The organism is Staphylococcus sp. Z5-21 (assembly GCF_056529615.1).
This window is the reverse complement of record NZ_CP096462.1, coordinates 277164-301539: the sequence shown is the minus strand read 5'-3', so window position 1 is coordinate 301539 and position 24376 is coordinate 277164. Positions and strand designations below refer to the sequence as shown.

The 24376-nt window shown below is 34.4% G+C and carries 28 protein-coding genes and 1 riboswitch; of the genes, 14 read left to right on the top strand and 14 right to left on the bottom strand.

The annotated features are described in order from the left end of the window. Positions 1-16: 16 nt before the first annotated feature. The 6 genes from M1D64_RS01365 to yut all read right to left on the bottom strand — a co-directional run bounded on the left by M1D64_RS01365 (position 17) and on the right by yut (position 5738). Positions 17-706 carry an ABC transporter ATP-binding protein gene (locus tag M1D64_RS01365; RefSeq protein WP_002482226.1) on the bottom strand — a complete coding sequence of 230 codons (690 nt, stop codon included), beginning with the start codon at positions 704-706 and terminating at the stop codon, positions 17-19. Beyond that, positions 699-1478, bottom strand: a complete 780-nt coding sequence (locus tag M1D64_RS01360) for an ATP-binding cassette domain-containing protein (RefSeq protein WP_115352826.1) — start codon at positions 1476-1478, stop codon at positions 699-701. Before M1D64_RS01360 ends, M1D64_RS01365 begins: the two co-directional genes overlap by 8 nt. Continuing rightward, positions 1471-2292, bottom strand: coding sequence for a nickel transporter permease (gene nikC / locus M1D64_RS01355; RefSeq protein WP_069821628.1), 822 nt, complete (start codon positions 2290-2292; stop codon positions 1471-1473). Before nikC ends, M1D64_RS01360 begins: the two co-directional genes overlap by 8 nt. Then, positions 2289-3266 (bottom strand): nickel ABC transporter permease, encoded by a 978-nt coding sequence (gene nikB / locus M1D64_RS01350; protein ID WP_374057446.1) that lies wholly within the window; start codon positions 3264-3266, stop codon positions 2289-2291. Before nikB ends, nikC begins: the two co-directional genes overlap by 4 nt. Further along, positions 3266-4744, bottom strand: coding sequence for a nickel ABC transporter substrate-binding protein (gene nikA / locus M1D64_RS01345; protein WP_011302253.1), 1479 nt, complete (start codon positions 4742-4744; stop codon positions 3266-3268). Before nikA ends, nikB begins: the two co-directional genes overlap by 1 nt. A gap of 91 nt (positions 4745-4835) precedes the next feature. Then, a complete protein-coding gene (gene yut, locus M1D64_RS01340; protein ID WP_480977534.1) occupies positions 4836-5738 on the bottom strand; it encodes an urea transporter in 903 nt (300 codons plus the stop codon). A 215-nt stretch (positions 5739-5953) separates the two neighbouring features. Between yut and M1D64_RS01335 the strand changes: the two genes are divergently transcribed. The 7 genes from M1D64_RS01335 to M1D64_RS01305 are packed head-to-tail and all read left to right on the top strand — an operon-like array spanning position 5954 to position 11013. Further along, positions 5954-6256 carry an urease subunit gamma gene (locus M1D64_RS01335; protein ID WP_002482220.1) on the top strand — a complete coding sequence of 101 codons (303 nt, stop codon included), beginning with the start codon at positions 5954-5956 and terminating at the stop codon, positions 6254-6256. Between the two features lie 15 nt (positions 6257-6271). Next, a complete protein-coding gene (locus M1D64_RS01330; RefSeq protein ID WP_002482219.1) occupies positions 6272-6676 on the top strand; it encodes an urease subunit beta in 405 nt (134 codons plus the stop codon). 5 nt (positions 6677-6681) lie between these two features. Continuing rightward, positions 6682-8397 carry an urease subunit alpha gene (gene ureC, locus M1D64_RS01325; RefSeq protein WP_002482218.1) on the top strand — a complete coding sequence of 572 codons (1716 nt, stop codon included), beginning with the start codon at positions 6682-6684 and terminating at the stop codon, positions 8395-8397. A gap of 10 nt (positions 8398-8407) precedes the next feature. Next, entirely contained in the window at positions 8408-8860 is a 453-nt protein-coding gene (gene ureE, locus M1D64_RS01320) for an urease accessory protein UreE (protein ID WP_002482217.1), read from the top strand. Continuing rightward, a complete protein-coding gene (locus M1D64_RS01315; protein WP_037537563.1) occupies positions 8853-9542 on the top strand; it encodes an urease accessory protein UreF in 690 nt (229 codons plus the stop codon). Before ureE ends, M1D64_RS01315 begins: the two co-directional genes overlap by 8 nt. 13 nt (positions 9543-9555) lie before the next feature. Then, positions 9556-10170 (top strand): urease accessory protein UreG, encoded by a 615-nt coding sequence (ureG, locus tag M1D64_RS01310; protein ID WP_002482215.1) that lies wholly within the window; start codon positions 9556-9558, stop codon positions 10168-10170. Continuing rightward, positions 10171-11013, top strand: a complete 843-nt coding sequence (locus tag M1D64_RS01305) for an urease accessory protein UreD (RefSeq protein ID WP_002482214.1) — start codon at positions 10171-10173, stop codon at positions 11011-11013. An 87-nt stretch (positions 11014-11100) separates the two neighbouring features. Here M1D64_RS01305 and M1D64_RS01300 read toward each other — a convergent pair whose 3' ends face one another. Next, positions 11101-11307 (bottom strand): hypothetical protein, encoded by a 207-nt coding sequence (locus M1D64_RS01300; protein WP_011302246.1) that lies wholly within the window; start codon positions 11305-11307, stop codon positions 11101-11103. 177 nt (positions 11308-11484) lie between these two features. Between M1D64_RS01300 and M1D64_RS01295 the strand changes: the two genes are divergently transcribed. The 3 genes from M1D64_RS01295 to M1D64_RS01285 all read left to right on the top strand — a co-directional run bounded on the left by M1D64_RS01295 (position 11485) and on the right by M1D64_RS01285 (position 14071). Next, on the top strand, positions 11485-11955 hold the full coding sequence (locus M1D64_RS01295; RefSeq protein WP_037537560.1) for a thioesterase family protein: 471 nt from the start codon (positions 11485-11487) through the stop codon (positions 11953-11955). A gap of 173 nt (positions 11956-12128) precedes the next feature. Next, positions 12129-12683, top strand: a complete 555-nt coding sequence (locus M1D64_RS01290) for a TetR/AcrR family transcriptional regulator (RefSeq protein ID WP_002482211.1) — start codon at positions 12129-12131, stop codon at positions 12681-12683. Between the two features lie 137 nt (positions 12684-12820). Further along, the gene (locus M1D64_RS01285; RefSeq protein WP_002482210.1) at positions 12821-14071 is read left to right on the top strand and encodes an MFS transporter; all 1251 of its coding nucleotides are present in this window, start codon (positions 12821-12823) and stop codon (positions 14069-14071) included. A gap of 94 nt (positions 14072-14165) precedes the next feature. On the opposite strand, the gene M1D64_RS01280 is transcribed toward M1D64_RS01285, so the two are convergent. Together M1D64_RS01280 and M1D64_RS01275 are read right to left on the bottom strand one after the other, a co-directional pair. Then, the gene (locus M1D64_RS01280) at positions 14166-15314 is read right to left on the bottom strand and encodes a bifunctional cystathionine gamma-lyase/homocysteine desulfhydrase (protein ID WP_041079437.1); all 1149 of its coding nucleotides are present in this window, start codon (positions 15312-15314) and stop codon (positions 14166-14168) included. Continuing rightward, positions 15311-16216: a PLP-dependent cysteine synthase family protein gene (locus tag M1D64_RS01275; RefSeq protein ID WP_002482208.1), complete on the bottom strand. Its 906-nt coding sequence runs from the start codon at positions 16214-16216 to the stop codon at positions 15311-15313. Before M1D64_RS01275 ends, M1D64_RS01280 begins: the two co-directional genes overlap by 4 nt. 217 nt (positions 16217-16433) lie before the next feature. Here M1D64_RS01275 and M1D64_RS01270 point away from each other — a divergent pair, with 217 nt between their 5' ends. Next, a complete protein-coding gene (locus M1D64_RS01270) occupies positions 16434-17723 on the top strand; it encodes a homocysteine synthase (RefSeq protein ID WP_002482207.1) in 1290 nt (429 codons plus the stop codon). A 466-nt stretch (positions 17724-18189) separates the two neighbouring features. Here M1D64_RS01270 and M1D64_RS01265 read toward each other — a convergent pair whose 3' ends face one another. From M1D64_RS01265 to M1D64_RS01255, 3 genes are all read right to left on the bottom strand, one after another. Beyond that, the gene (locus M1D64_RS01265) at positions 18190-19122 is read right to left on the bottom strand and encodes an L-lactate dehydrogenase (protein WP_041079439.1); all 933 of its coding nucleotides are present in this window, start codon (positions 19120-19122) and stop codon (positions 18190-18192) included. Positions 19123-19165: 43 nt separating this feature from the next. Beyond that, a complete protein-coding gene (locus M1D64_RS01260) occupies positions 19166-19984 on the bottom strand; it encodes a MetQ/NlpA family ABC transporter substrate-binding protein (RefSeq protein ID WP_011302237.1) in 819 nt (272 codons plus the stop codon). An 89-nt stretch (positions 19985-20073) separates the two neighbouring features. After that, positions 20074-20180: riboswitch (SAM riboswitch) on the bottom strand. Between the two features lie 145 nt (positions 20181-20325). After that, positions 20326-21081: a CPBP family intramembrane glutamic endopeptidase gene (locus M1D64_RS01255; protein WP_041079441.1), complete on the bottom strand. Its 756-nt coding sequence runs from the start codon at positions 21079-21081 to the stop codon at positions 20326-20328. Positions 21082-21294: 213 nt separating this feature from the next. Here M1D64_RS01255 and panE point away from each other — a divergent pair, with 213 nt between their 5' ends. Beyond that, the gene (gene panE, locus M1D64_RS01250) at positions 21295-22212 is read left to right on the top strand and encodes a 2-dehydropantoate 2-reductase (RefSeq protein ID WP_069821375.1); all 918 of its coding nucleotides are present in this window, start codon (positions 21295-21297) and stop codon (positions 22210-22212) included. A gap of 94 nt (positions 22213-22306) precedes the next feature. On the opposite strand, the gene M1D64_RS01245 is transcribed toward panE, so the two are convergent. Then, complete coding sequence (locus tag M1D64_RS01245; protein WP_069826126.1) at positions 22307-23083, bottom strand: AraC family transcriptional regulator; 777 nt, start codon at positions 23081-23083, stop codon at positions 22307-22309. 18 nt (positions 23084-23101) lie between these two features. Next, a complete protein-coding gene (locus M1D64_RS01240) occupies positions 23102-23677 on the bottom strand; it encodes a LysE family translocator (protein WP_115352825.1) in 576 nt (191 codons plus the stop codon). 147 nt (positions 23678-23824) lie between these two features. Between M1D64_RS01240 and M1D64_RS01235 the strand changes: the two genes are divergently transcribed. Together M1D64_RS01235 and M1D64_RS01230 are read left to right on the top strand one after the other, a co-directional pair. Then, the gene (locus M1D64_RS01235) at positions 23825-24049 is read left to right on the top strand and encodes a LysR family transcriptional regulator substrate-binding protein (protein WP_115340448.1); all 225 of its coding nucleotides are present in this window, start codon (positions 23825-23827) and stop codon (positions 24047-24049) included. Positions 24050-24124: 75 nt separating this feature from the next. Then, on the top strand, positions 24125-24340 hold the full coding sequence (locus tag M1D64_RS01230) for a hypothetical protein (protein WP_002482197.1): 216 nt from the start codon (positions 24125-24127) through the stop codon (positions 24338-24340). The last annotated feature ends 36 nt before the right edge of the window (positions 24341-24376 follow it).

Genomic DNA, 24376 nt, shown 5'->3' with positions numbered 1-24376 from the left:
AAAAAAATACTACTTTCTAATAAATAGAAAGTAGTGTTTTAGTATATTCATGACGCGTAACATTAAATAAATCTTTAGTTTCAAAATCATCTACAATTTCACCATTTTTCATTACAATGAATCGATTAACAATTTGATTTAGAAACGCAAGATCATGTGATATTAATATCATGCCTTTATGTGTTGTTTTATAATAATGCCTTAATATATCAATCATACGTTGTTCTGCAATGACATCTAAGCTTGCTGTAATTTCGTCACAAATAAGTATGTCAGGTTCTAACATTAATGTACGTATCGTATTAAAACGCTGCAATTGGCCACCACTTAACTCTTCAGGCAATCGATCCATCAATTTTGTATCTAATTGCATATAGACCATTAAATCAGACAAGCGTTGCGCCGCCTTTTGTGATTCCCCTCTACGTTGATACTTTATTGGCTCTTCCATAGATTTTCTAATTTTAAATTTAGGATTAAAGCTATCTACAGCATGTTGAAATATTGGTAAAACGCGTTCCTTATGCGTGATAACTTCACCATGTGTTGGTTGAAGTAATCCGAGCATTATTTTTGCTAGTGTCGTCTTACCAGAACCACTTTCACCAACGATTCCGACAATCTCGTCGGCTTGTATGGATAATTGAATCTTTTTTAAAATAGCTTCATGTTTATAGCTAAAGCTAACGTCTGTTAAATTAAGCATGGTAATCCCCTTTCTTTAATCGACTACGGGAATTAAATAATTTTAAACTATACGGTTTAACATCATTATTTTTAAAAGCATCAATATGATTGGACTCTACCATTTCACCATTTTTAATGACATGAATCCAGTCACTAAAATCTAATACATGCGATAGATTATGTGTTATTAACAGCAAAGTCACTTTGTGTACTTCAGCCAAATGTTTAATCAAATTCATAATACTCACGCCTGTAACAGCATCTAATGAAGCTATTGGTTCATCGGCAATAATGACCTTAGGATTGAGCATTAATACGCTAGCAATTTGAACTCGAGCTAATTGCCCTCCAGAAAGACTGAAACGGTACTTTGACATCATTTGAGAAGGATTTAATTCGACCCATGATAGTGCTTGTTCCACAATTTTTTGCGCACCTTTTTTATCTGTATTGTAATGTTGTCTATATATAGAAATCAATTGTTTCCCAAGTTTCGTATGATCGTTAAAGCTGTGTGTATAGTTTTGAGAAATAAAACCAATTTCTTTACCTAAAAGATTGTGCATATCAGACATCTCATTATGTTCATAAGTCATGCAATCGTATTGCATATCTAGTGTGTTCGGTATCTGTTGGACCATTGCTCTAGCTGTTAAACTTTTGCCAGAACCACTCTCACCAATTAAGACATTCACTTTACTTTTTTTAAGACCTAAATCCACGTGTTGAATCAGCTTATTACCAAAACGATCTGCTATAGATAAATTTGTTATTTCTAGTATATTAGTCATTCACATCACGTTGTCCTTTCAAGAACCTGTCTCTCAGCGCGTCGCCTGCTAAGTTAAATAATAAAATCGTAACAGTAATTAAACAGGCTGGCACAATAATCAGTAACGGGTAGGAACTAATATAATCTCTGCCTGCATTAAGCATCGCGCCCCATTCAGGAGATGGTGGTTGTGCACCTAATCCTAAAAATGAAAGTGAAGAAATATATAATATAATTTTCCCAAAATCTACAGTCATTAATACAATAATAGATGGCATCACTTGCGGTATAAAATGTTTAAAAATAATGACATGTGTCGGTACATGAAATAATCTTGCCATCTGTATATATGGTTTATTGATTTCACTACTAACTACTGACCGCGTTAATCTTGTATAGGTCATCCACTTGATAATTGTAATCGCAATGACAAGGTTCCAAATACTCGGTTTGAAAAAACTAGCTAATGCAATCATTAATACAAACTCAGGAATGCTTAACCCAATATCAATCAAGCGCATAATGAACGTATCTACGATACCTTTCTTATAACCAGCAAGCAGACCTAATGGCACACCAATGATAACTGTAATAAACAGCGTAATTAAACTTATGATTAATGTATATCTAGCACCGATAATCACTCTTGAAAATAAATCACGTCCGTAATCATCCGTACCTAACCAATGTGTTAAATTTGGCGTTTCCAAACTACTGCCTAAATTGACTTCGTATGCACTATGAGACGATACAAAAAACTGTGCAATGATAAGTACAACAAAATAAACCGCAAATGCATAAAATATCATATTTCGTCGGTTAATCTGCTTCATAATGACTCACCATCCTGACGTTTCATGCGTTCAATATCCGTTGGCTTGTTATATCGTCGCTTGGGATCAATCCATAATAACAGTAAATCACTCATTGTATTTGCTAATACAACAAAGAAACCAATCATGATAACAGCACCTTGAACAACAGGGTAATCACGTGCTCGAATACTATCTACAAGAAAATGACCAATCCCTGGTATACCAAATAAATTTTCTATCACAACAGTACCACCGATTAGACTGCCCACAGACATACCTAACACCGTAATGATTGGAATAATTGCTGGTTTAAATAAATCTTGCCATAATATATAACGTTCAGACATCCCTCTTAATCTTGCTGCTTCCACTTCTTTTGATTGGTAGAGTTCGACTAAATTTGAACGCATTAACCTTACGTAATATGCACTCATACCAACGCTTAATGCAATGACTGGTAATATATAGCCTGCCATTGTATCAAGACCAGAGGACGGGAGTAGATTCCACTTTTGCGCAAACACATAAATCAATATCGTACCCAAGAAGAAGGACGGTATACTTACTGTAAAAGATGTCACACTTCTTATTAAACTGTCTAACCATGTATGATAGTACTTTGCTGCAATCATGCCTAATGGTATGGCTACGACAAACACGACAACTATTGTCATCACTGCGATAAATAATGTTGGCGGTGTATAGTAAATTAATTCTTTGATAACGGGTTCACCTGTTTGATAACTGGTCCCAAAATTTAATTGGATAATTTGCCTGAGCCATTGCACATACTGAATGATTACGGGTTGGTCTAGCCCCAGTTTTGCTTTAGTCGCTTCTATTTGATCACTTGAAACATTTGCTACATCCAAATGTAATATTTTATCTATAGGATCTCCTGGCGTAAGTTTCATTAAAATAAAAGTAATAGTAGAAAGGACAAACAATACAATGATCATTTGTCCAATTCTAGAAAGTATATTTTTTAATATCATTTCGCTTTATCAACCTTATAATCAATGAGATAAATGCCTTCAGGCGTTGCTTTTAAGTTTTTAACTTTTTTATTCATACCGACAATATTATCCATATAAGTAAGATAACTATTGGCTTTATCTTTATCTGTAATATCGATAATTTCATTAGTTAGTCGATTACGTTCAGTTTTATCAACTGTTTTATTGAATTGATCAATCAGTTTGGTTACTTTCGCATTGTCATATCCACCTGCATTGATTGCACCCTCAGGCTTATACGCTTGATTAAAGAAATAACCCGTATCACCTCTAGGAATCGTTCCAAAGCTATACATTGATGCATCCCATTGGCTCTTGTCTTTAAGATAACCCTCTATATCATCTACGTTACGAATCGTAATATCAATATTTGCTTTTTTAGCATCTGATTGAAGTACTTGAGCCATTTTTGGAAGCTCTGGACGTCCGTTATATGTTGATACCGTTAGTTTTAAAGGATGTGCTTTCGTGTAGCCTTGCGCTGCCATTATTTTTTTAGCTTCATCAATATCTTGCTTTTGTACCTGTTGTTTATCAATAAAATCTAATTTTGTATTAAATGGCCCAGTGGCAGGTGTCGCATGATTCTTGGAGACATTTTTAGCAATGCTTTCTCTATCCACAACTTTGTCAAGGGCTTCACGCACCGGTTTCGTCATTTTTTTACTTGTGTGGTTATACATGATCAAGGACGTTCTAAATCCAGAAACTGAAGATGTTGTCGTTTTATCACCTTGATTTAATGTTTTTTCTTTTTCGACTGGCACATCTGTGATGACATCGGCTTTGCCTGAACTTAGATCACTTGAACGCGCATTACCATCTTCTTGATATGTAACATTTACATGGTCTAATTTTGGTTTACCTTGCCAATAATCCTTAAATTGATCTAGTTTAATATTTTGAGATTGTTTGTAATCTTTAATTTGGTATGGTCCCGTACCAACAGGCGCTTTCGTTACATCACTATCCGCTTTTGTATCGTAAATAGCCGAAAATGGACTAGCCAATTCAGATACTAATTCAGGATAAGCCTCTTTGGTAGTGATACTTACATTTTGGCCATCTACTTTAATTTCTTTAATTGGTAATGAGCCTTTAACGAGATCACTTTTTTTTATACTTTCCTCAAGACTCGCCTTTACAGCTTGGCCCGTTACTTTTTTACCATTTTGAAATTTAATGTCATCTTTTAATTTCAAATCTAATTGCGTTGGTGATTTCTGGTTATACGTATCTACTAAAAGTTTTTGTACTTTACCATTCGCACCTGCTTTAAATAGTGATTCTGCTGAGCCTATCTTAACAGGTACATCTGTTTCGTAAGGTGCTATAGAAGTTGTCTTTAGTGGCAATTCGACATTCAATGTTTTACCTTTTGATTCATTACCTGATCCACTGCAACCTGCCAACACAATCGCTGTTGTTGCTAATAGTGCGACCATTTTTTTCATTCATATTCCTTCTTTCTAATAAATTATTAATCACTTAGAAAATATACTTATGACTTTATCTTGCATAACATTCATTATTAATAACCTATGATTATATTTCTTGCGCTTTCATTTGATTACCCGCAAATAGCATTATCCACGTTGCGATAATAAACGGCAGTGTAAAGACAGGGAGTCCATAGGGTGTTAATAATGTCGTCATACCTGCATGGATGACCACAGTCAGCAATATACCTAAAACGATACTAATTGGTCGTTGTATTCTAGTTCGAAACGCTATGCCTAGCGCTAACACAGTGAGTATCACATTATAGCCGAATAAACCTTCATTAATTTGATCATGATTTGCACCTAATACAATCACTGCTAAAAATCCTATTAAATTGGCTACTATCGCATAAACACCCGCTTTTCTAGATGCTATAAAAATGCCGATTAATATTAACGTGCCCGCTAACACACTTTTCAATAAAAATATTTCACTAAATCCGGATAAAAAAGCATTGATAAATTGAATATGATGACCCGAAAATTGAATTTCCTGTATCGCATTGGGAAGAATATTTACATCAGCATTTACGAATTTAAATTGAAATGACATGAGTAAAATGAGCCAACTTACGAACACATAAGGCATCGTTAACATAGGTACACCAAAAGGTTTAAAGAACTCTCTAAATGCAGAACCGATTGGCATCGTAATGATGATTGCAACTAAAATAATAATTAAGCTGTACCGTTGTGGTACTAAAAATAATGTCAATGCAATTGCTGTTAATACTGGATTAAAACCTGATAATCCTGTATTGATTTCTTCTTCTGAATAATTAGTCCTTTTTGCTAGTAACAATGCAATGACGCTCGCTATGACTGCCATCACACCCACCTTCCAGCTACCTATAAATAGCCCTAGCAAAATCAACAATCCCGTCCATGCATTATTTAGCAGTAGTACTTGTGAGATATTCTTCAATACAATTCGAATCGCATCCACATTGTCACCTGATTTCTATATATTCTGACTTAAACAATAATATATGAGAAATACAAAAAATTAAAGCAATATATATCATGATTTTATTTAAATATTTTTGAATTTTGTAAAATGTAATGGGTTATTCTTGTAGTTCTAAATTAATCGTCTTATTATTAAGGTGCACATATAATTTTTTATGTACACAATTCAATTTGTCGAAAGGTAGTGAGATTGTGCATTTTACACAACGTGAACAAGATAAACTGATGTTGGTCGTCGCAGCAGATTTAGCTCGCAGACGTCAACAACGAGGTTTGAAATTAAATTATCCGGAAGCTGTAGCTATTATCAGTTTCGAGTTACTCGAAGGCGCTAGAGACGGAAAAACAGTTGCCGAACTCATGAGCTATGGTAAACAAATATTAAATGAAGATGACGTGATGGAAGGCGTTGCAGATATGTTAACTGAAATGGAAATCGAAGCAACGTTCCTAGATGGTACGAAACTCATTACTGTCCATCACCCAATCGTTTAGAGGAGGATTAAAATTATGAAACCTGGTGAAATTATAGTCAAACGTACAGAAATCGAAGTGAATCAAGGGCATAATGCAACAATCCTTAATGTTAAAAATACAGGCGATCGCCCTATCCAAGTTGGTTCACACTATCACTTTTTCGAAGCTAACCCAGCGTTACAATTCGATCATGAAAAAGCTTATGGCAAACGTCTAGATATACCAGCAGGCGCGGCTGTTCGTTTTGAACCTGGTGATGAAAAAGAAGTACAACTCGTAGAATACAGTGGTAAACGTAAAATCTACGGTTTTCATGGTGACGTAAATGGTTCCATCGATGAGTCACGTGTTTATAAACCGGAAGATGATGGTACTGCAACAGAAGTCATTGCAGAACAAGACAAAACGAGTAAAAATGCTAACAAAGGAAGAGGGTAAAAAGTATGAGCTTTAAAATGACGCAATCCCAATATACAAGTCTGTATGGACCCACTGTTGGTGATTCTGTAAGATTAGGCGATACAAACTTATTTGCTCGCGTAGAACGTGATTACGCTACATATGGAGATGAAGCTGCATTCGGCGGTGGTAAGTCTATCCGTGATGGTATGGCACAAAATCCAAATGTCACACGTGATGACAAGCAAGTTGCTGATTTAGTCATCACAAATGCGATGATTATTGATTACGATAAGATTGTCAAAGCCGACATCGGCGTTAAAAATGGCTATATCATGAAAATTGGTAAAGCTGGCAATCCAGATATTATGGATAACGTAGATATTATTATTGGTGCTACAACAGACATTATTTCTGCTGAAGGTAAAATCGTAACTGCGGGTGGCATAGATACACATGTCCATTTCATTAACCCTGAACAATCGCAAGTTGCATTAGAAAGTGGTATCACAACACATATCGGTGGCGGTACAGGCGCGTCTGAGGGTACGAAGGCGACAACTGTCACACCTGGACCATGGCACTTACATCGTATGTTACTCGCAGCAGAGTCATTACCGTTGAATATTGGCTTTACTGGTAAAGGGCAAGCTGTAAACCACACAGCTTTAGTCGAACAAATTCACGCTGGTGCAATAGGCTTAAAAGTACATGAAGACTGGGGTGCAACGCCTTCAGCACTTGATCATGCTTTACAAGTCGCAGATGACTATGACGTACAAATCGCGTTGCACGCAGATACGTTAAATGAAGCTGGTTTCATGGAAGAAACAATGGCTGCAGTAAAAGATCGCGTATTGCATATGTATCATACAGAAGGTGCTGGGGGTGGTCATGCGCCCGATTTAATTAAATCTGCTGCGTATGCTAACATTTTACCTTCTTCAACAAATCCGACGTTACCTTATACTGTAAATACAATCGATGAACATTTAGATATGGTTATGATTACCCACCATTTAAATGCATCTATCCCTGAAGATATTGCGTTTGCGGATTCACGTATTCGTAAAGAAACCATTGCAGCTGAAGATGTACTTCAAGATATGGGCGTATTTAGTATGGTAAGTTCTGATTCACAAGCAATGGGACGTGTCGGAGAAGTAATTACCCGTACTTGGCAAGTTGCTCACCGTATGAAAGAACAACGTGGATTATTAGATGGCGACAGTGAATACAATGACAATAATCGTATTAAACGCTATATAGCTAAATATACGATTAACCCAGCCATTACACATGGTATCTCTGACTATGTAGGTTCAATTGATGAAGGTAAATTAGCCGACATCATTCTTTGGGAACCAGCATTCTTTGGCGTTAAACCTGATGTCATCGTTAAAGGCGGTTTAATCAATGCTGCAATCAACGGTGATGCGAATGGCTCTATCCCTACTTCAGAACCTTTAAAATATCGTAAAATGTATGGTCAATTAGGTGGAAATCTCCAAAGTACATCGATGACTTTTGTTTCTACAACTGCTTATGAAAACGATATTGGTAAACTTTTAGGCTTAAAACGCAAATTAAGACCTGTGCACAATATCCGTAAATTAAGTAAAAAAGATATGAAAAACAATAATGCAACACCAGATTTAGACGTTGACCCACAAACATATGAAGTTTTTGTTGATGGAGAGAAAATTACAAGCGAACCTGCTACAGAATTACCATTAACACAACGCTATTTCTTATTCTAGGAGGTAAATCATGATTATCGAAGAAATTGTAGGTAATATCGCTAATCTTTCAGATAGTGAAAAAGGTAAACATATGGAAAAGGTATACCTAGAAAATTCAGATTTAGTAAAAAGAATTCAACGCGTTACAACAGATCATGGTAATGAAATAGGTATCCGTTTAAAACAGCCTATTGATTTACAATACGGCGATATATTATATAAAGATGATAAAAATATGATTGTTGTTGATGTAAATTCTGAAGATTTACTGGTAATCAAACCACGTACATTACAAGAAATGGGAGATATCGCTCATCAACTTGGTAACAGACATTTACCAGCACAATTCACAGAAACTGAAATGCTCGTTCAATATGACTACTTAGTGGAATCTTTATTAAAAGACCTAGGTATTCCTTATGAACATGAAGACCGCAAAGTTAACAAAGCATTCAGACACATAGGACATTCACATGATTGATCATGCACACCTACGCCTGTTTCAATTTTGCGATTCGCAATTCCCAACAGGCGCATTCAGTCATTCATTTGGACTTGAGACATATATCCAGCGTGATACTGTCCATGACGAAGAAAGTTTCCAACAATGGCTTGTGTTATTTTTAAATGAGCAATTAACATATGCAGATGGTTTAACAATGCGTTTAGTGTATGATGCCCTAAATGAAAATGATACAAAAGCAATATTGAAATTAGATCGTATTCTTTTTGTTCAAAACTTACCAAAAGAAACGAGACAAGGTTCAAAACAAATGGGAAATCGCATGGTTAAACTTGCGTCTGAATTATATGATAGCGATTGGATTAATTGGTATCATGACCAAATGAAAGATAAAAAAGCATCCTTGCATCCTGCAATTTGCTTTACAATGCTTGGTCACCATCTCGGTGTCGATATCGAAACCATCATTGACTATTATCTATATCAAAATGTGTCCAGTCTCACTCAAAATGCCGTTCGTGCAATTCCATTAGGACAAACTGCCGGACAGCGTATTGTTCATAAGATGATTCCAATCATGAAAGAAACAAGAGACCATATCATGACAATTCCTGCGTCACAGCTCGGTATTACAGCACCAGGTTTGGAAATCAATCAAATGGAACATGAAAACGTAAATGTAAGAATTTTTATATCTTAGGAGGACAAGCTTTATGACAGATACAATTAAAATAGGTGTCGGCGGCCCTGTTGGTGCAGGGAAAACGCAACTTATCGAAAAAATTGTCAAACGCTTAGCGAAAGACATGAGTATCGGTGTAATTACAAATGATATCTATACTAAAGAGGATGAGAAAATATTAGTAAATTCAGGTGTCTTACCCGAAGATAGAATCATCGGTGTAGAGACAGGTGGTTGCCCTCATACAGCAATTCGTGAAGATGCGTCAATGAACTTTGCAGCGATTGATGAATTAAAAGAGCGCAATGATGATATTGAACTTATCTTTATAGAATCAGGTGGCGATAACTTAGCTGCTACATTCAGTCCTGAACTTGTCGACTTTTCAATCTATATTATCGATGTTGCCCAAGGGGAAAAAATCCCACGTAAAGGTGGCCAAGGTATGATTAAGTCGGACTTTTTCGTCATTAACAAAACAGATTTAGCACCTTACGTTGGCGCATCATTAGATCGTATGGCAGAAGACACGAAAGTCTTCCGTGGGAAACGACCATTTACTTTTACAAATCTTAAAACAGACGAAGGCTTGGATGAAGTCATACAATGGATTGAACAAGATGTCTTTCTTAAAGGATTAGCCTAAATGTCTAACAACAAACAAGCTTGGACAGGACAATTAGATTTATCCGTTTTTAACAATGGTAAAAAATCTGTTGCTAGAGATGTCTTTTTTGAAAAAGCCTTAAAAGTCATGCGTCCAGTCTATCTAAATCAATCTGATATCCCCACCTTCTATATCGTCAACGTAGGTGGCGGATACTTAGATGGTGACCGCTATACGATGAATTTTAATATTGATTCTGATGCTAAAGTTATATTAACTTCACAAGGTGCCACAAAAATTTATAAAACATTGAATGATCATGTCGAGCAATACCAAACCTTTAATATAAAAAATAATGGTTATGCTGAATATGTTGGTGATCCCATTATAGCCTTTGAAAACGCTAAATTTTATCAACACAATGTATTCAATTTGGAATCAACTGCTTCCCTATTCTATACAGATATTCTTACGCCAGGCTATTCCAAATCAGACAAACGCTTTAGTTATACGTATATGCACTTACTAAACGAAATATATGTAGATGATGCATTGGTAACGTTTGATAATATGTTACTCGATCCACAGAAACAAAATGTAGATGGTCTAGGTTATATGGAAGATTATACGCACCTTGGTTCTTGTTATTTCATCCACCCTAGCGTAAATCAAAAATTTATTGAACAAGTTTATGAGGAAATTAAACACTTCCAACATAAATATGACTGTCGTTTTGGTATCACACATTTACCAACTCACGGTTTCAGCCTTCGTATCTTATCTAATAAAACACAAGTGATTGAAAGTATCATAACTGCAGTTCAATGTTATGTCGTCAAACAAATCTTTGACCGTGATGTAGATTTTTTAAGAAAGTATTAGTTTTAAAAAAAAGGGCTGGAATCATTTCCAGTCCTTTTTATTATGAATATGCGTTCAGTTATATTATTAACGTTCAAAGTCTATTTCTTAAATCAGGTTAAGTAGCCAAACTAAGCTTGCTACAAATAATACAATGGTAATGAGATAGATGGTTAACTTTTGTCCTTTAGTTAATGCTTTTTCTTCTTTTGTAAACAAACTAAACATGGTACCATCTTTGCCCATTAATAATGTAATAGAATAAATAAGAAAGACAATAGAAATAATGAATAATATTAAGGCAACCAATACCATATATGTCCCCCTTTTCCAGTTGTAAATTTTTCTAGTAAGCTAAATATCATACTATCTTACATTATGGATTTTATAAAGAATTAACTATTTTTAAGCCTCGTAAAACAAATTGTTAACTCTGTTCATACATAATTGATACAATAGTACAGGCTTATAAAAAATAAAGGAGTGATTTTTGTGACAGATGAATATATCTATAAAAATACGGTACAGCCATCTTGGATAGACAATAATAATCATATGCATGATGCGCAATATTATTCCATTTTCAGTGATGCTGTTGTAGGCTTTTTTGAATCTATCGATTTCTCTACAGATTATCGTCATAGTCAAGATGTGACAATGTTCAGCATAGAAGCGCATATTTCATTTTTAAAAGAACTTTTACTCGATGAATCCTTCTATATTAAAGTACATATTTACGATTACGATGCCAAAAGAGTACATTTATTCTTAACAATGTATAATAGCAACGATGAACGCAATGCAACATATGAAGCCATTATGATGGGTGTTGGCAATGAAACAAGACGAAGCATGGACTTTCCTAAACCCATCCAAGAAAAAATCAAACACTATTTTGATCAACAAAACACTTTCGACGTACCTAAACAACTCGGACATGTCATCGGCATTCCAAAGAAATAGCTACGCTTGGTTACTACAACTAAATCATGCAAATATCATTCGACGCTATTAGTAAAGCTCAATACACTTTATAATCAGATAAGTGTATTGAGCTTTACGCTTTTTTTGACATTCTCATTGTGCGTTGCTAGAATTAAATAGAATGACCATTCTACTTTGAAAGTGTGAGATATATGTCACAAAAGAAACAAGATATCTTGAGTGTAGCAGAACGCCTATTTTATGAATATGGTTTTAAAGGTGTAGGTTTGAAGCAAATTATACAAGAAGCTAATGTCGCAACGATGACGCTATATAATCATTTTGAATCTAAAGATAACTTAGTGGCTCAAGTACTGAAACAGCGTGAAACACGTTATTGGCACTATCTAGACAGTCACGTTGAACAACATCCTGAAAAACCTTTTATATCAGCAGTCACGGCGCATTGTCAGTGGTTAAATGATTATTCGTATAAAGGTGATATGTTTATGCGTGCTATTGAGGATTATGCAGACACGGATAATGAGATTGAAAGTACAGCAAGAGGTCACAAAGAAAGACTGTTACATTATTTAGAAAAACTTGCTGATGATGCTGGTATTGAAAATGGTTATGATTTAGCCGTTCAATATACTTTGCTTTTAGAAGGTACAACTTCTATGACTGCTTTATTAGGTTCTAAAGATGCGACTTCGCATGCTATCACAATGGCCAAGTTATTATTAAATGAAGCACATAATCAATAATTCCAAACGAGTTTGAAGTATTTTAATACAAAATGCACTTACTCGTTATCTTTAGCGCAAAAGTAGAATGAACATTCTATATATTTTTTGGTTCTAAGTAGAATGAACATTCTATCTATAAAAGGAGGTTCCTATTAATGAAATTTTCAAAACTTGTATTCCCTGGTATTGCTATGATCGCAACGACCTATGGATTAGGCCGTTTTAGTTTTGGTCTCTTTTTACCAGACATTACTAATGATTTATCTTTATCTGCATCTCAAGCTGGTCTAATTTCGTCTTTATTTTATTTAGCGTATTGTTTTACAATCGTTTATTCAACTTTACAGACAGATACGATTGGTCCAAAACGTATGATTATACTTGCTGGCATCTCTGTAGTCATTGGTTTGATTACTATTGGCGTATCAAGCAATGCAATCATTCTATCTATCGGTGTTATTTTTACAGGTGCAAGCACCGGTCTCGTTTCTCCTCCGTATGGCTATACCATTTCGTTGTGGATTAATCTTCAAGATCAAGGTAAAGCAAATACTTGGATTAATTCAGGAACGAGTATGGGTTTAATGTTTACTGGTATAACAGCAATGCTTGTATTTTTAGATTGGCGTCATACTTATTTAATATATGCTTTAATTGCATTGGTTGTTTTATTTTGGAACTATATCGTCATACCGAAGCTTCAAAAAGATATTAAAATTCATACAGGTAGTCTTAATATTAGAGATATTTCTGCGAGCACACGTATCGTCACTGCCTCTACACTGCTCGGTATATCTACAGCACCATTTTGGACTTTCTCAAAATCCTTTGTCCAATTAACAGGCAATTATTCAGATATAGCACTCTCTATTTTTTGGATTTTAATTGGCATATTTGGTGTAGTTGGTGGTATTTCTGGTTCAATTATCGATAAAAAAGGGATTCATTTCGCGTTTAATTTTGGCGTTATTGCATTAGCATGCGCTAGTGTATTATTAGCATTCACGCCAAGCATTTGGTTACTGCCATTTGTTGCGTCATCACTATTCGGCCTGAGTTATATTTTCTTAACCGGTGTTTTACTGGTTTGGGGAATCAAACTGTTTGTCAAAAATGCTTCTCTTGGCATAGGCATACCTTTTTTACTTCTAGCGGTTGGACAAGTCATAGGTTCATCTATCGCTGGTATTGTAATTGATATACTTAATTATCAATATAGCTTTATCATTTTTGGCATTATCGGACTGATTCCATTACTCATTTATCCTAAAGTAGAGGTTACAGAAAACAAAATACCGAAAGGTCGTTATAGTAAATTACAAAAAACTAACTCAGATATACTTAACGATACTTACGCACAACATCAAACTTCAAACTCAAATAATGATGAATATAACCATATATAAAAAGGGAATAAGCCTGAAATCAATAATTCTAAATTGATTTCAGCTTATTCCCAACTTATGCCTATATGCATATCATTTCTTTTTGAAATTTATACTATTTATCTAATGCGTTTAATGATTGTTCTAGATCCTCGACTAAATCTTTTGTATCTTCAATACCTACAGATAAACGTACTAATCCGTCGGCGATGCCTTCTTTTTCACGAATATCTTTAGGAATTGAAGCATGTGTCATTAATGCAGGTACTGAAATTAAACTTTCAACAGCACCTAAACTCTCAGCTAAAGTGAAATAATGTGATTCACTGATTACTTTTTTAGCACTTTCTATGTCAGCGACTTCAAATGCGACAACACCTGTATGGCCCTCGGATTGTGCTTCATGAATATCATGATTTAAATGATCTGAGATACTTGGATGGAATACCTGTTTCACTGCTGAATGTTGTTGTAACATATCAATGATAGCAAGCGTATTACGTTGGACCTGTTCCATGCGTAATCCAAGCGTTTTTATGCCACGAATCAATAAATAACTATCTTGAGGTCCAAGCACGCCACCAGTTGAGTTCTGAATAAATCCTAAACGTTCAGCTAATTCAGCGTCACTTGTTGCTACTAATCCAGCGACAACATCGCTATGACCACCAATATATTTTGTTGCTGAATGTAAGACAATATCAATACCCAATGTTAATGGATTTTGGAAATATGGTGTCATAAATGTATTATCGACAACCGAAATTAAATGATGCTTTTTAGCAATTTCTGCTGATTTTTTAATATCAGTGACACGTAATAAAGGATTAGACGGCGTTTCAATGTATAACATTTTCGTTTCAGGTTTAATATATTGTTCAACAACTTCTATATTTGTCGTATCGATAAACTCAGCATCAATACCAAATCTATTAAACACTTTTGTTAAAGCTCTATAAGTACCACCATACACATCTGAATTGATGAGTAAATGGTCACCTTTATCTAATAACATAATAACTGCTGAAATAGCTGCCATACCTGAACCAAATGCAAAACCACTTTCACCTTGCTCTAAATCTGCAATCAACCCCTCTAAAGCACTACGTGTTGGATTTGCCGAACGTGAATATTCATATCCCTGTCTCATATCGCCAATACCATCTTGCATATACGTACTTGTTTGATAGATTGGCGTTGTAACTGCACCTGTATACGGATCTGTTGTTTGTCCACCATGAATTAATTGTGTTTTTTTATTCATTTGATTGTCTCCTTATAATTTAAAATTTGTTTTGACATATATCGATCACTGCCATCTGGAAAAATGGTTACAATGACACCTTTATTAATATGTTTTTTAATTTCTAGAGCGCCTTGCAATGCTGCTCCAGAAGAACTACCTACTAAAAGACCTTCTTGTCTTGCTAATAATTTAACATTTTGAAAAGCGGCATCATCACTCACTTTTATAATATCTGACACCAATGCTTTAGGTAGAAAAGATGGCCATTTTTCTGAACCGATCCCTTCAATATCATGACTATGCGCATTACCGCCACTTAAAATAGAGCCTTCTGGTTCTACGATGACACTTTCGGTACGATATGATGCTGCTAAATGTTCAGCAACACCAGCAAAAGTCCCTCCTGAACCAACACCACCTACAAAATAATCAATATCTTTAAGCTTATCTGTTATTTCTTTTCCTATTGTAGATTTATAGGTCTCAGGATTGCGATAAGATTCGAATTGATTTAAATAATACGCACCAGTTTGCAGTTCATAATCACGTGCGGCCTTTTGTGCACCTGCCATGCCTAAAGTTTGATCTGTTCTGATGACTTCAGCACCTAACGCTTTTATAATTGATATCTTTTCTTCAGAAAAACCTTCAGGTGCAAAAATCACAGCACTGACGCCATAATGGTTAGCAGCAATTGCAACGCCAATCCCTGTATTTCCTGCAGACGCCTCTACAACGACATCACCTTTTTGGATTATATTCTCTCTTATTGCTGTTTCGATTAAATGTTTTCCCAATCGATCTTTCACACTACCACCAGGATTATACTGTTCTAACTTGGCATAAATTTGTACATCTTTATTACTAAATGACTCCAACAATACTAATGGCGTATTTCCAATTAAATCAAAAGCAATCATTATTTCCCTCCATAATGCCTTTCTCTCCACAATACCTTACTATACCGATAAGAATTATAAATCCTTTTGTTCTTATTTGCAATCATTTCATTTTCAAGATAATAAAGTATAATAATCTAATTCCTACTTTTTTAGTAAGCATACTTGAAATAGCCAATTAGCTCTTGTATAGTTGTAATTATCAGAAAATTTAGAAATTATATGGAGGTTTTATCATATGACTCAAACCCCTTGGCATTTAGATACTTTATCTATTCATGGCGGGCAAGTAGTAGATGATTTTTCAAAAGCACGTGCTGTACCAATTTATCAGACATCTAGTTATGTCTTTGATAATACTGAACATGCGAGAAAGTTATTTGCTTTAGAGGAAGATGGCAATATTTATACAAGAATTATGAATCCTACACAAAATGTTTTTGAAGAACGGATTGCAGCATTAGAAGGTGGTGTAGGTGCTTTAGCTACATCTTCTGGACAAGCAGCCATACATTTAGCACTTTTAAATATTGTAGAAAGTGGCGATGAAATTGTTGCTTCGTCAAATTTATATGGAGGTACCTATAACCTTTTAAATATCACCTTTAAAAAACTAGGTATTAAAGTCCATTTTGTAGATCCTAGTCATCCAGATAATTTCAAAAATGCAATAACAGATAAAACAAAAGCAGTATATGCTGAAACCATTGGGAACCCACGCATTGATGTGTTAGATATTGAAGCTGTAGCCGATATCGCACACAATCATAACATTCCTTTAATTGTTGATAACACATTCCCAACACCTTACTTATTGCGTCCTTTTGAATTTGGAGCAGATATCATAGTACATTCAGCCACTAAATTCATTGGTGGCCATGGCACTTCCATTGGTGGCGTAATCGTAGATAGTGGAAAATTCAATTGGGATAATGGAAAATTCCCAGGTTTAGTAGAACCCGATGAAAGTTATCATGGTATTTCTTATACTAAAGATGTTGGCGAAGCTGCCTATATTACTAAAGCACGTGTACAGTTGTTACGTGATTTAGGTTCTGCAGTATCACCCTTTAATGTCCATGAATTCTTAATAGGTTTAGAAACACTACACTTACGCTTAGAACGACACTCTGAAAATGCTTTACGTGTCGCACAATATTTAGAACAACATCCAAAAGTAACTTGGGTCAACTATCCAGGTTTAGAAAATAACGCTTATCATCAACTCGCTCAAAAATATTTACCTGATGGCCAAGGTGCTATATTGACCTTTGGCATAGATGGTACGGTAGACGATATCGCCAAATTTGTTGACGGTTTAAATCTATTTTCCCACTTAGCGAATGTAGGTGATTCAAAATCATTAATCATTCATCCAGCTAGTACTACACATTTACAATTATCACCAGAAGATCAAAAAGCTTCCGGCGTAGTACCAGAACTAGTTAGATTGTCTGTAGGTACCGAAAACATTAATGATATTATTGCTGATCTCGATAACGGTTTTAAAGAATCACTTGGAAATTAATGTTAAAAATTTCCTTAGTGATTCTTATGCAAAAGATTTTCTTTTGTATTCATTAATTTCACTTGGTAATTAATGTTACGATTTTCCTTAGTGATTCTTATGCAAAAGATTTTTTTGTATTCCTTAATTTCACTTGGTAATTAATGTTACGAATTTCCTTAGTGATTCTTATGCAATATTACTACGTTTATGATGTAACGCTAAAGTGTGACATCACACATACTCATAAAAAAGGCAGGGCCATATCACTATGGCCCTGCCTTTTTTACACGTCTCAGAATACTTACCTCACACAAACCGAAGCCTAACCTCAGTGTAATTTCCTACAACCTTCTATTCATCACTATATTTAAGTATATTGTAGCCATTACCGGATTGATAAACAAGATAAGCATTTATTTTAAATATAAAAAACACGCATTCAAAAGAAAATATCTAATGAATGCGTGTTTGAAAGTTTTAATCGCTATTGTTGTGCTGTATGAATCGTTTGTCTAATATATTCATATGCTTCTTTAAGTTGGCGTTCTTCTTCTTTGTCTAATGTTATCGCAAATCTTTGAACAATACCCTTTTTATCTATTAATGTTGGTAAACTAAATGCACCATCTTCTAAGCCATATTCTGCACTCAGGGAAGTCAATGGTGTAATTGTTCTCTGATCCAATGCAATGGACTGTATCAAAAATGATGTCACTTTTGATATCGCTGCGTTGGTCCACCCTTTTTGATAAAAAACATCCATCGACACTTCGTTGATAATGGACGAGATGTGTGACTTATCAATTGCTGGACGATCACTTAATGCCTCAAATTCCGATAGTTCCATACCATGAATATGCACTTTACTCCACACGGGGATTGCATGTTGACCATGTTCCCCAATGACAAAAGCTTCCACATTATTTGGATCAATTTGATAATGATCGGCTATAATTGTTTTAAATCTTGATGTCTCTAGAGCCGTACCCGTACCAATAATTTTATGGGCTGGGTAATCTATTTGATTTGCAAAGTAAACCATAGAATCTACAGGATTAGATATCAGAATCACAACCGCCTCTTGCGTCACTTCAGCTATTTGGGACATTATGCCCTTAATGATGTCGTGATTTCCTTGCGCTAATAAAGTACGGTCACCATTATTTTTATCGGTTGCTTCACTCGCAGCTATGACGATAAAGTCTGCATCCGTTAAGTCTTGATAGACACCGCTACGAATCTTGATATGTGCAGTATTTATCAGTCCTTGCGAGTGACTATGGTCAAGTGCTTCACCACTTGCCACGTCCGCTCTATCATCAATTAAAATAATCTCTGAAAACAAATTCAGTTGCTGTACATCTGTAAGTACTTGCGTACCCACTTTTCCTAAACCAATAATACCTAGCTTAGACATAATCGAATCACCTTCCTCTTCAATCTATATATTACATGATTATTTATTTTTCATACGGAATAACATCTTGTCCATATTTATCAGTTATAAATTTCTTCATCTCTTTAGATTGTAAAACTTTCATAAGTTCTTTGAATTTTTTATCGTTTTTATGTCCTTCTTGTACGGCAACAATATTCGCAAATGGTGATGATTTTCCTTCTATAGCAATTGCATCTTTATGTGGTGTTAGACCATTATCAATCGCATAATTAGAATTCATTATCACTGCTGCGCCTTCTTTACTATTATAAGTTTTAGGTAAGAATTCCGCACCTTGCTTGTTATTAAATTTCAAATCTTTTTTATTTTCTACAATGTCATCAAACTTAGCATCTTCAATACTGACACCTTTTTTAATTTTGATTAAGCCTTTATCAACAAAGAATGACAAGAAACGACCTTCTTCAGCAGGATTGTTTGATACATAAATGGTAGAACCTTTAGGGATATCTTTAATGTCTTTATATTTTTTACTATAAACGCCCATCGGTGTCGTGAACACTTTCCCGGCTTCTTCTATTTTATAATTATGGTCTTTCTTTTCTGCTTTAAGATACGGTGTATGTTGAAATGCATTCGCATCAACATCTCCTTTATCTAATAATTTATTAGGAACCTTATAATCATTAACTGTTTTTATTTTTAAATCATAGCCTTTCTTTTTCATTTCTTCTTTTGCATGTTCAAGTACGACGCCATGGGGGGCTGGCGAAGCAGCAATCGTAATTTCCTTATCCTCTTTTTCACCATTCGATTTACCACATGCTGCTAGTATAATCGTTAACACAAACAATGAACCTAAAATAAACCATTTTCTCATAATACTTTCACTCCTTAAAAATTTGTTTCAACGTACTTATATGTATAAAAAAACTTTCTCTTAATAAATCAAGAGAAAGTTTGCACTTTCTCTCATCTCCAAAAGTTAAATAACTTTTTGTGACTTAGCACCATTTCGAAAAATCGACGGTTGCTGGGTTTCATCGGGCACATCCCTCCACCACTCTTGATAAGAGTCAATCATATGTATGTTTAGTGGTTTAATCCTAGCATTATGCTCAAGATTAGTCAATGAGTTTTTAGAAAATTCTAAACACTAACACGATAAAATATACCTGTCCTTCACAAAGAAGACAGGTATATCACTAAGAATTATGTAAATTACATGATAATCATGAAAATATACGCTAATAAATTATTCAAAGCATGTAACGCAATGGCTACAGCTAAACTACGCTGCGATTTCATATATACATATACAATACCAACTGCTATGGCAAGATACATCACAATTTCTAATGGAGATTTAGCTTCTGTTACATGTAAAGATGCAAACACAATAATTGAAATAACAGACATAACATAGAAATTTAATTTCTTTCCTAATTCGCCAATAATTAAATGTCTAAATAAAAATTCTTCTGTCATTGGTGCAATAATTACAATTGAGAAAAAAGCTAATATGGTTGATACAGGCGTAGCAAACATTTCCTCCACCATTTTGTCATTTTGTGTTTCTTCAAATTTCCAATGTTCTGGTGCGAATGCATTTACTAAATATGGATAAATTTCTTTAAACACTATAATAACGATAAATGTAATGACAATGAGTTTCCAGTGTTGCTTAATATTTTGTAGCCCCTGTTTCCACGATTGTCTAAATGAATGTCTATGGAATAAAATCCATAACGCGAATATAATTATAAAGGCAATCATTTCCATTAATATGCCTGGCGTACCTGAAAAGTTAGCATTAAAGTTAGCGTTATTTTTCCCTTGCGTTTCATTGATTCCGATCATGATTGTTAAGATGACTATAGATAAACAAAAATTACCTATCAAATAAATAAACGGTAGTAGAAAATCTCTCCCTTGTATATCTTTCCACTGATACTTATGATCATTTTTAAACGACATTGGAACCCCTCCATGTTTGTAATTAGTGAACACTTATTACATTGCACAACCTTTATTGATTTCAAACATATATTTAAAAATAAAATATATTGTCCCAACTACATCTATTGAATTATTTGAAAATTATTTTCATATGCGTATATGCCCCTCAAATGTGGTATATATACATCAATTAACAAATCAACACACATAGCGTATAAGGAGTTGTATTCAATGCGTATATTAGTATTAGGTGCTGGCGGTATCGGAGGCTATTTTGGAGGCAGATTAGCCGAAAGCGGACAGAACGTGACATTCTTAGTAAGACCCAAACGCAAGTCATTTTTAGAAAGAAATGGATTAGCCATCCACAGTGAGCAGGGAGATTATCATTTCAATCCTCAACTCATTACAAAAGACGATCGCGTAGCGCCTTTCGATGTTATTTTACTTTCTTCTAAATCCTATCATTTAGAGCAAGCCATGACAGATTTGAAGCCATTTGTCGATGGTCATACTGCCATCATTCCATTATTAAACGGTGTCGCACATATTCCACAATTACAATCTATCTTTGGTAGAGACAAAGTTATGGGTGGCTATTGTGTGATAGAAACAACATTAGATAGTATGGGAGAAATCATACAAACAAGCCCTTTTGATAAACTCTTTTTTGGAGAACTAGATGGAAGTAAAAGTGAACGCGCACAAAAAATTGCACAAGCATTTTCTGAAACAAAGGCAGAATTCAAATTAAGCACTTCAATCGAGCAAGGCATGTGGCACAAATATTTAATGATTACTGTGTTATCCAGTATCACAACATTAATGCATGCGCCTATTGGTCCTATTCGAGACAGTGATGGTGGCATTAACTTCGTTCGCTCTTTATACAATGAAGTCGCTTCGATAATGCGTGCACATCGAGCGCCACTCGCAGACGATATTGTATCACAATATATGACATCATTTGATCAGTTATCATACCATTTTAAGACTTCTATGCAACGTGACATGGAAAAAGGATTAAATATTGAAACAGATCACTTACAAGGTTATTTATTAAACTTAGCCGATACGTACCAAATTGACGCCCCATTACTTAAATGCGTCTACCAAAACCATAAAGTCTATAAAGAAATGCTTAAATAATATAAACAGATCACACATCTGAAATACAACAGCGCATGTCATCTTTATTATGAGATGACATGCGCTGTTTAAAGTTAAGTCGATAAATGCAATATTATTTTAGTTTTGACATATATTGATAAGCTGTTACGCCATATCGATATTTAAATACCTTATTTAAATGCGCTAAATCTACGAAAGCACATTCTGCTATAGCAAGATATACATCTTTACTCTTTTCTATGATATGCTTAGCAACTTCAGCTTTATAATTTATATAGTACTGATACGGTGTTATCCCTGTTTGTTGCTTAAAAAATCTTATAAATTGATACTTTGATAAATTTAATTCGCTACAGATGAAATCTAATTTAAACGAAGTTGAAACATTATTTTTAATAATGTCTTTTGCTAATTTTAATTTAACATTATCAACATTAAATTCATCATAATAAGTATCTATTTTCAAACCATCCACAAGGTTTTGAAAATGTTCATAACAAATTACATCATCTGATCCATTAAAAATAGAATTAGCTAATTGCAATATGTTTTGTGCTATTTTGTTATTATAAACAATCGGCTCTTTAAATTGAACCATATGTTTTTGATTTGTAGCTTCTAATAATTGTTCTGGTTTGATATAGAGCATGATATACTCCAAGCCTTGTACACCATTAGACATACCATCGTGGTTTTCTTCTGGATTAAAAAACATAACCCCATTTTGATAGGACTGTTTTCGTTCTCCTTTTAAATGATATCCTTGAATGCCTTTTAAGGTCACACCTATGCTATATTCTTGATGTGAATGCTTTTTATAGGTGAAATCATCCATTTTGACCTCTAAGGCCGTTATGCCAATTGCATTTTTAAAATTAAATTCATTCATCTAAACACTTCCTAAACATCATACCCACACTATAATAGCTGCATATAATAAAAATAGTGCCATGGTTATATTAACAATCATTTCATGTTTCTGTATAAAAGTCTTAAGCAAAGTTCCAAAAAATATCCAAAAACTAAATGAAATTAGCGCAATGATTGAAGTCATAATAACATAAATTGAAATCATTAGCGTGGACGGCTGATTCACTAATACAAAGGTGGGAATGACAGTCATTGTAAATGTCACCACTTTGGGATTTAAAAATTGTAAAGCAAAGCCTGAATAAAATGTTCCAATATCATTTTCCACTTTATTTTCGCTATGCTTTCTGAAAAGCGTATAAATCAAATATAACATATAGATACTACCGATTAATTTCATAAATAATAAAAAGCTAGGCATCTTTTCTGATAAAAAAATGTTCACAACAGTAGATATGATGAGTAAAAAGACGAATGCCGTAATAGCACCATAGGTATATTGAATGCCACCTTTCAACCCTTTATTTCTAATCGTATTCAAAATATCTATATTAGTTGGACCTGGAGTCATTGTTATCAAAAAAGTATACATAATGAAAGGTAATAAATTCATTACTAAACGCACCTCACTAAACTAATTATGCATACCATTATATTGATGCTTCAGGTTACAGATATAGTACATTATTGCAATAAGCATATGCATTATGGTTACTTACACTTTAAATTCCAATTATCTTTGCCTTATCGTTGAACTGCATTGATTGCATCTATCAGTGCATGTCTAAACCCATTTTTTTCTAATGCAGCTACTGCCTTATTGGCTCAATTGCAGCAAGATGACATTGATTTAGTCATAGGTGAACAAACAGAACTTCAAGAAGGCATCTGCTATGAATATTGGTTTGACGAACCATTCGAACTAGTATTTTCAAAAAATCACCCTCTAGCTCAATCAGAAACAATCAATTTGATTGATTTGTAGCAACAACATTTTTATCTATTAGAACCTCCAGGCGATACATTTGATTTTAAAAAGAACCAAATTGACCCAAAACAAATGGATTTGTCCTATGTTAAAGATAGAGAGTCTATCATGAACTTTATTGCAACAAGTGATAGTGTGGCCATTTGCCCACAATCCTATATGAAAAAAGTTAACAGTGATATTTATACACACATTCAATTACCTAACGCCTCGCGCACCATTGGTATCTATGCCAAAAAGCAATATCATATTGATAATTTTTTTAATATCCTTCAAATTTCTAAATAAAATATGATGTAAACGCTTTAATTATAGGGTATAGCA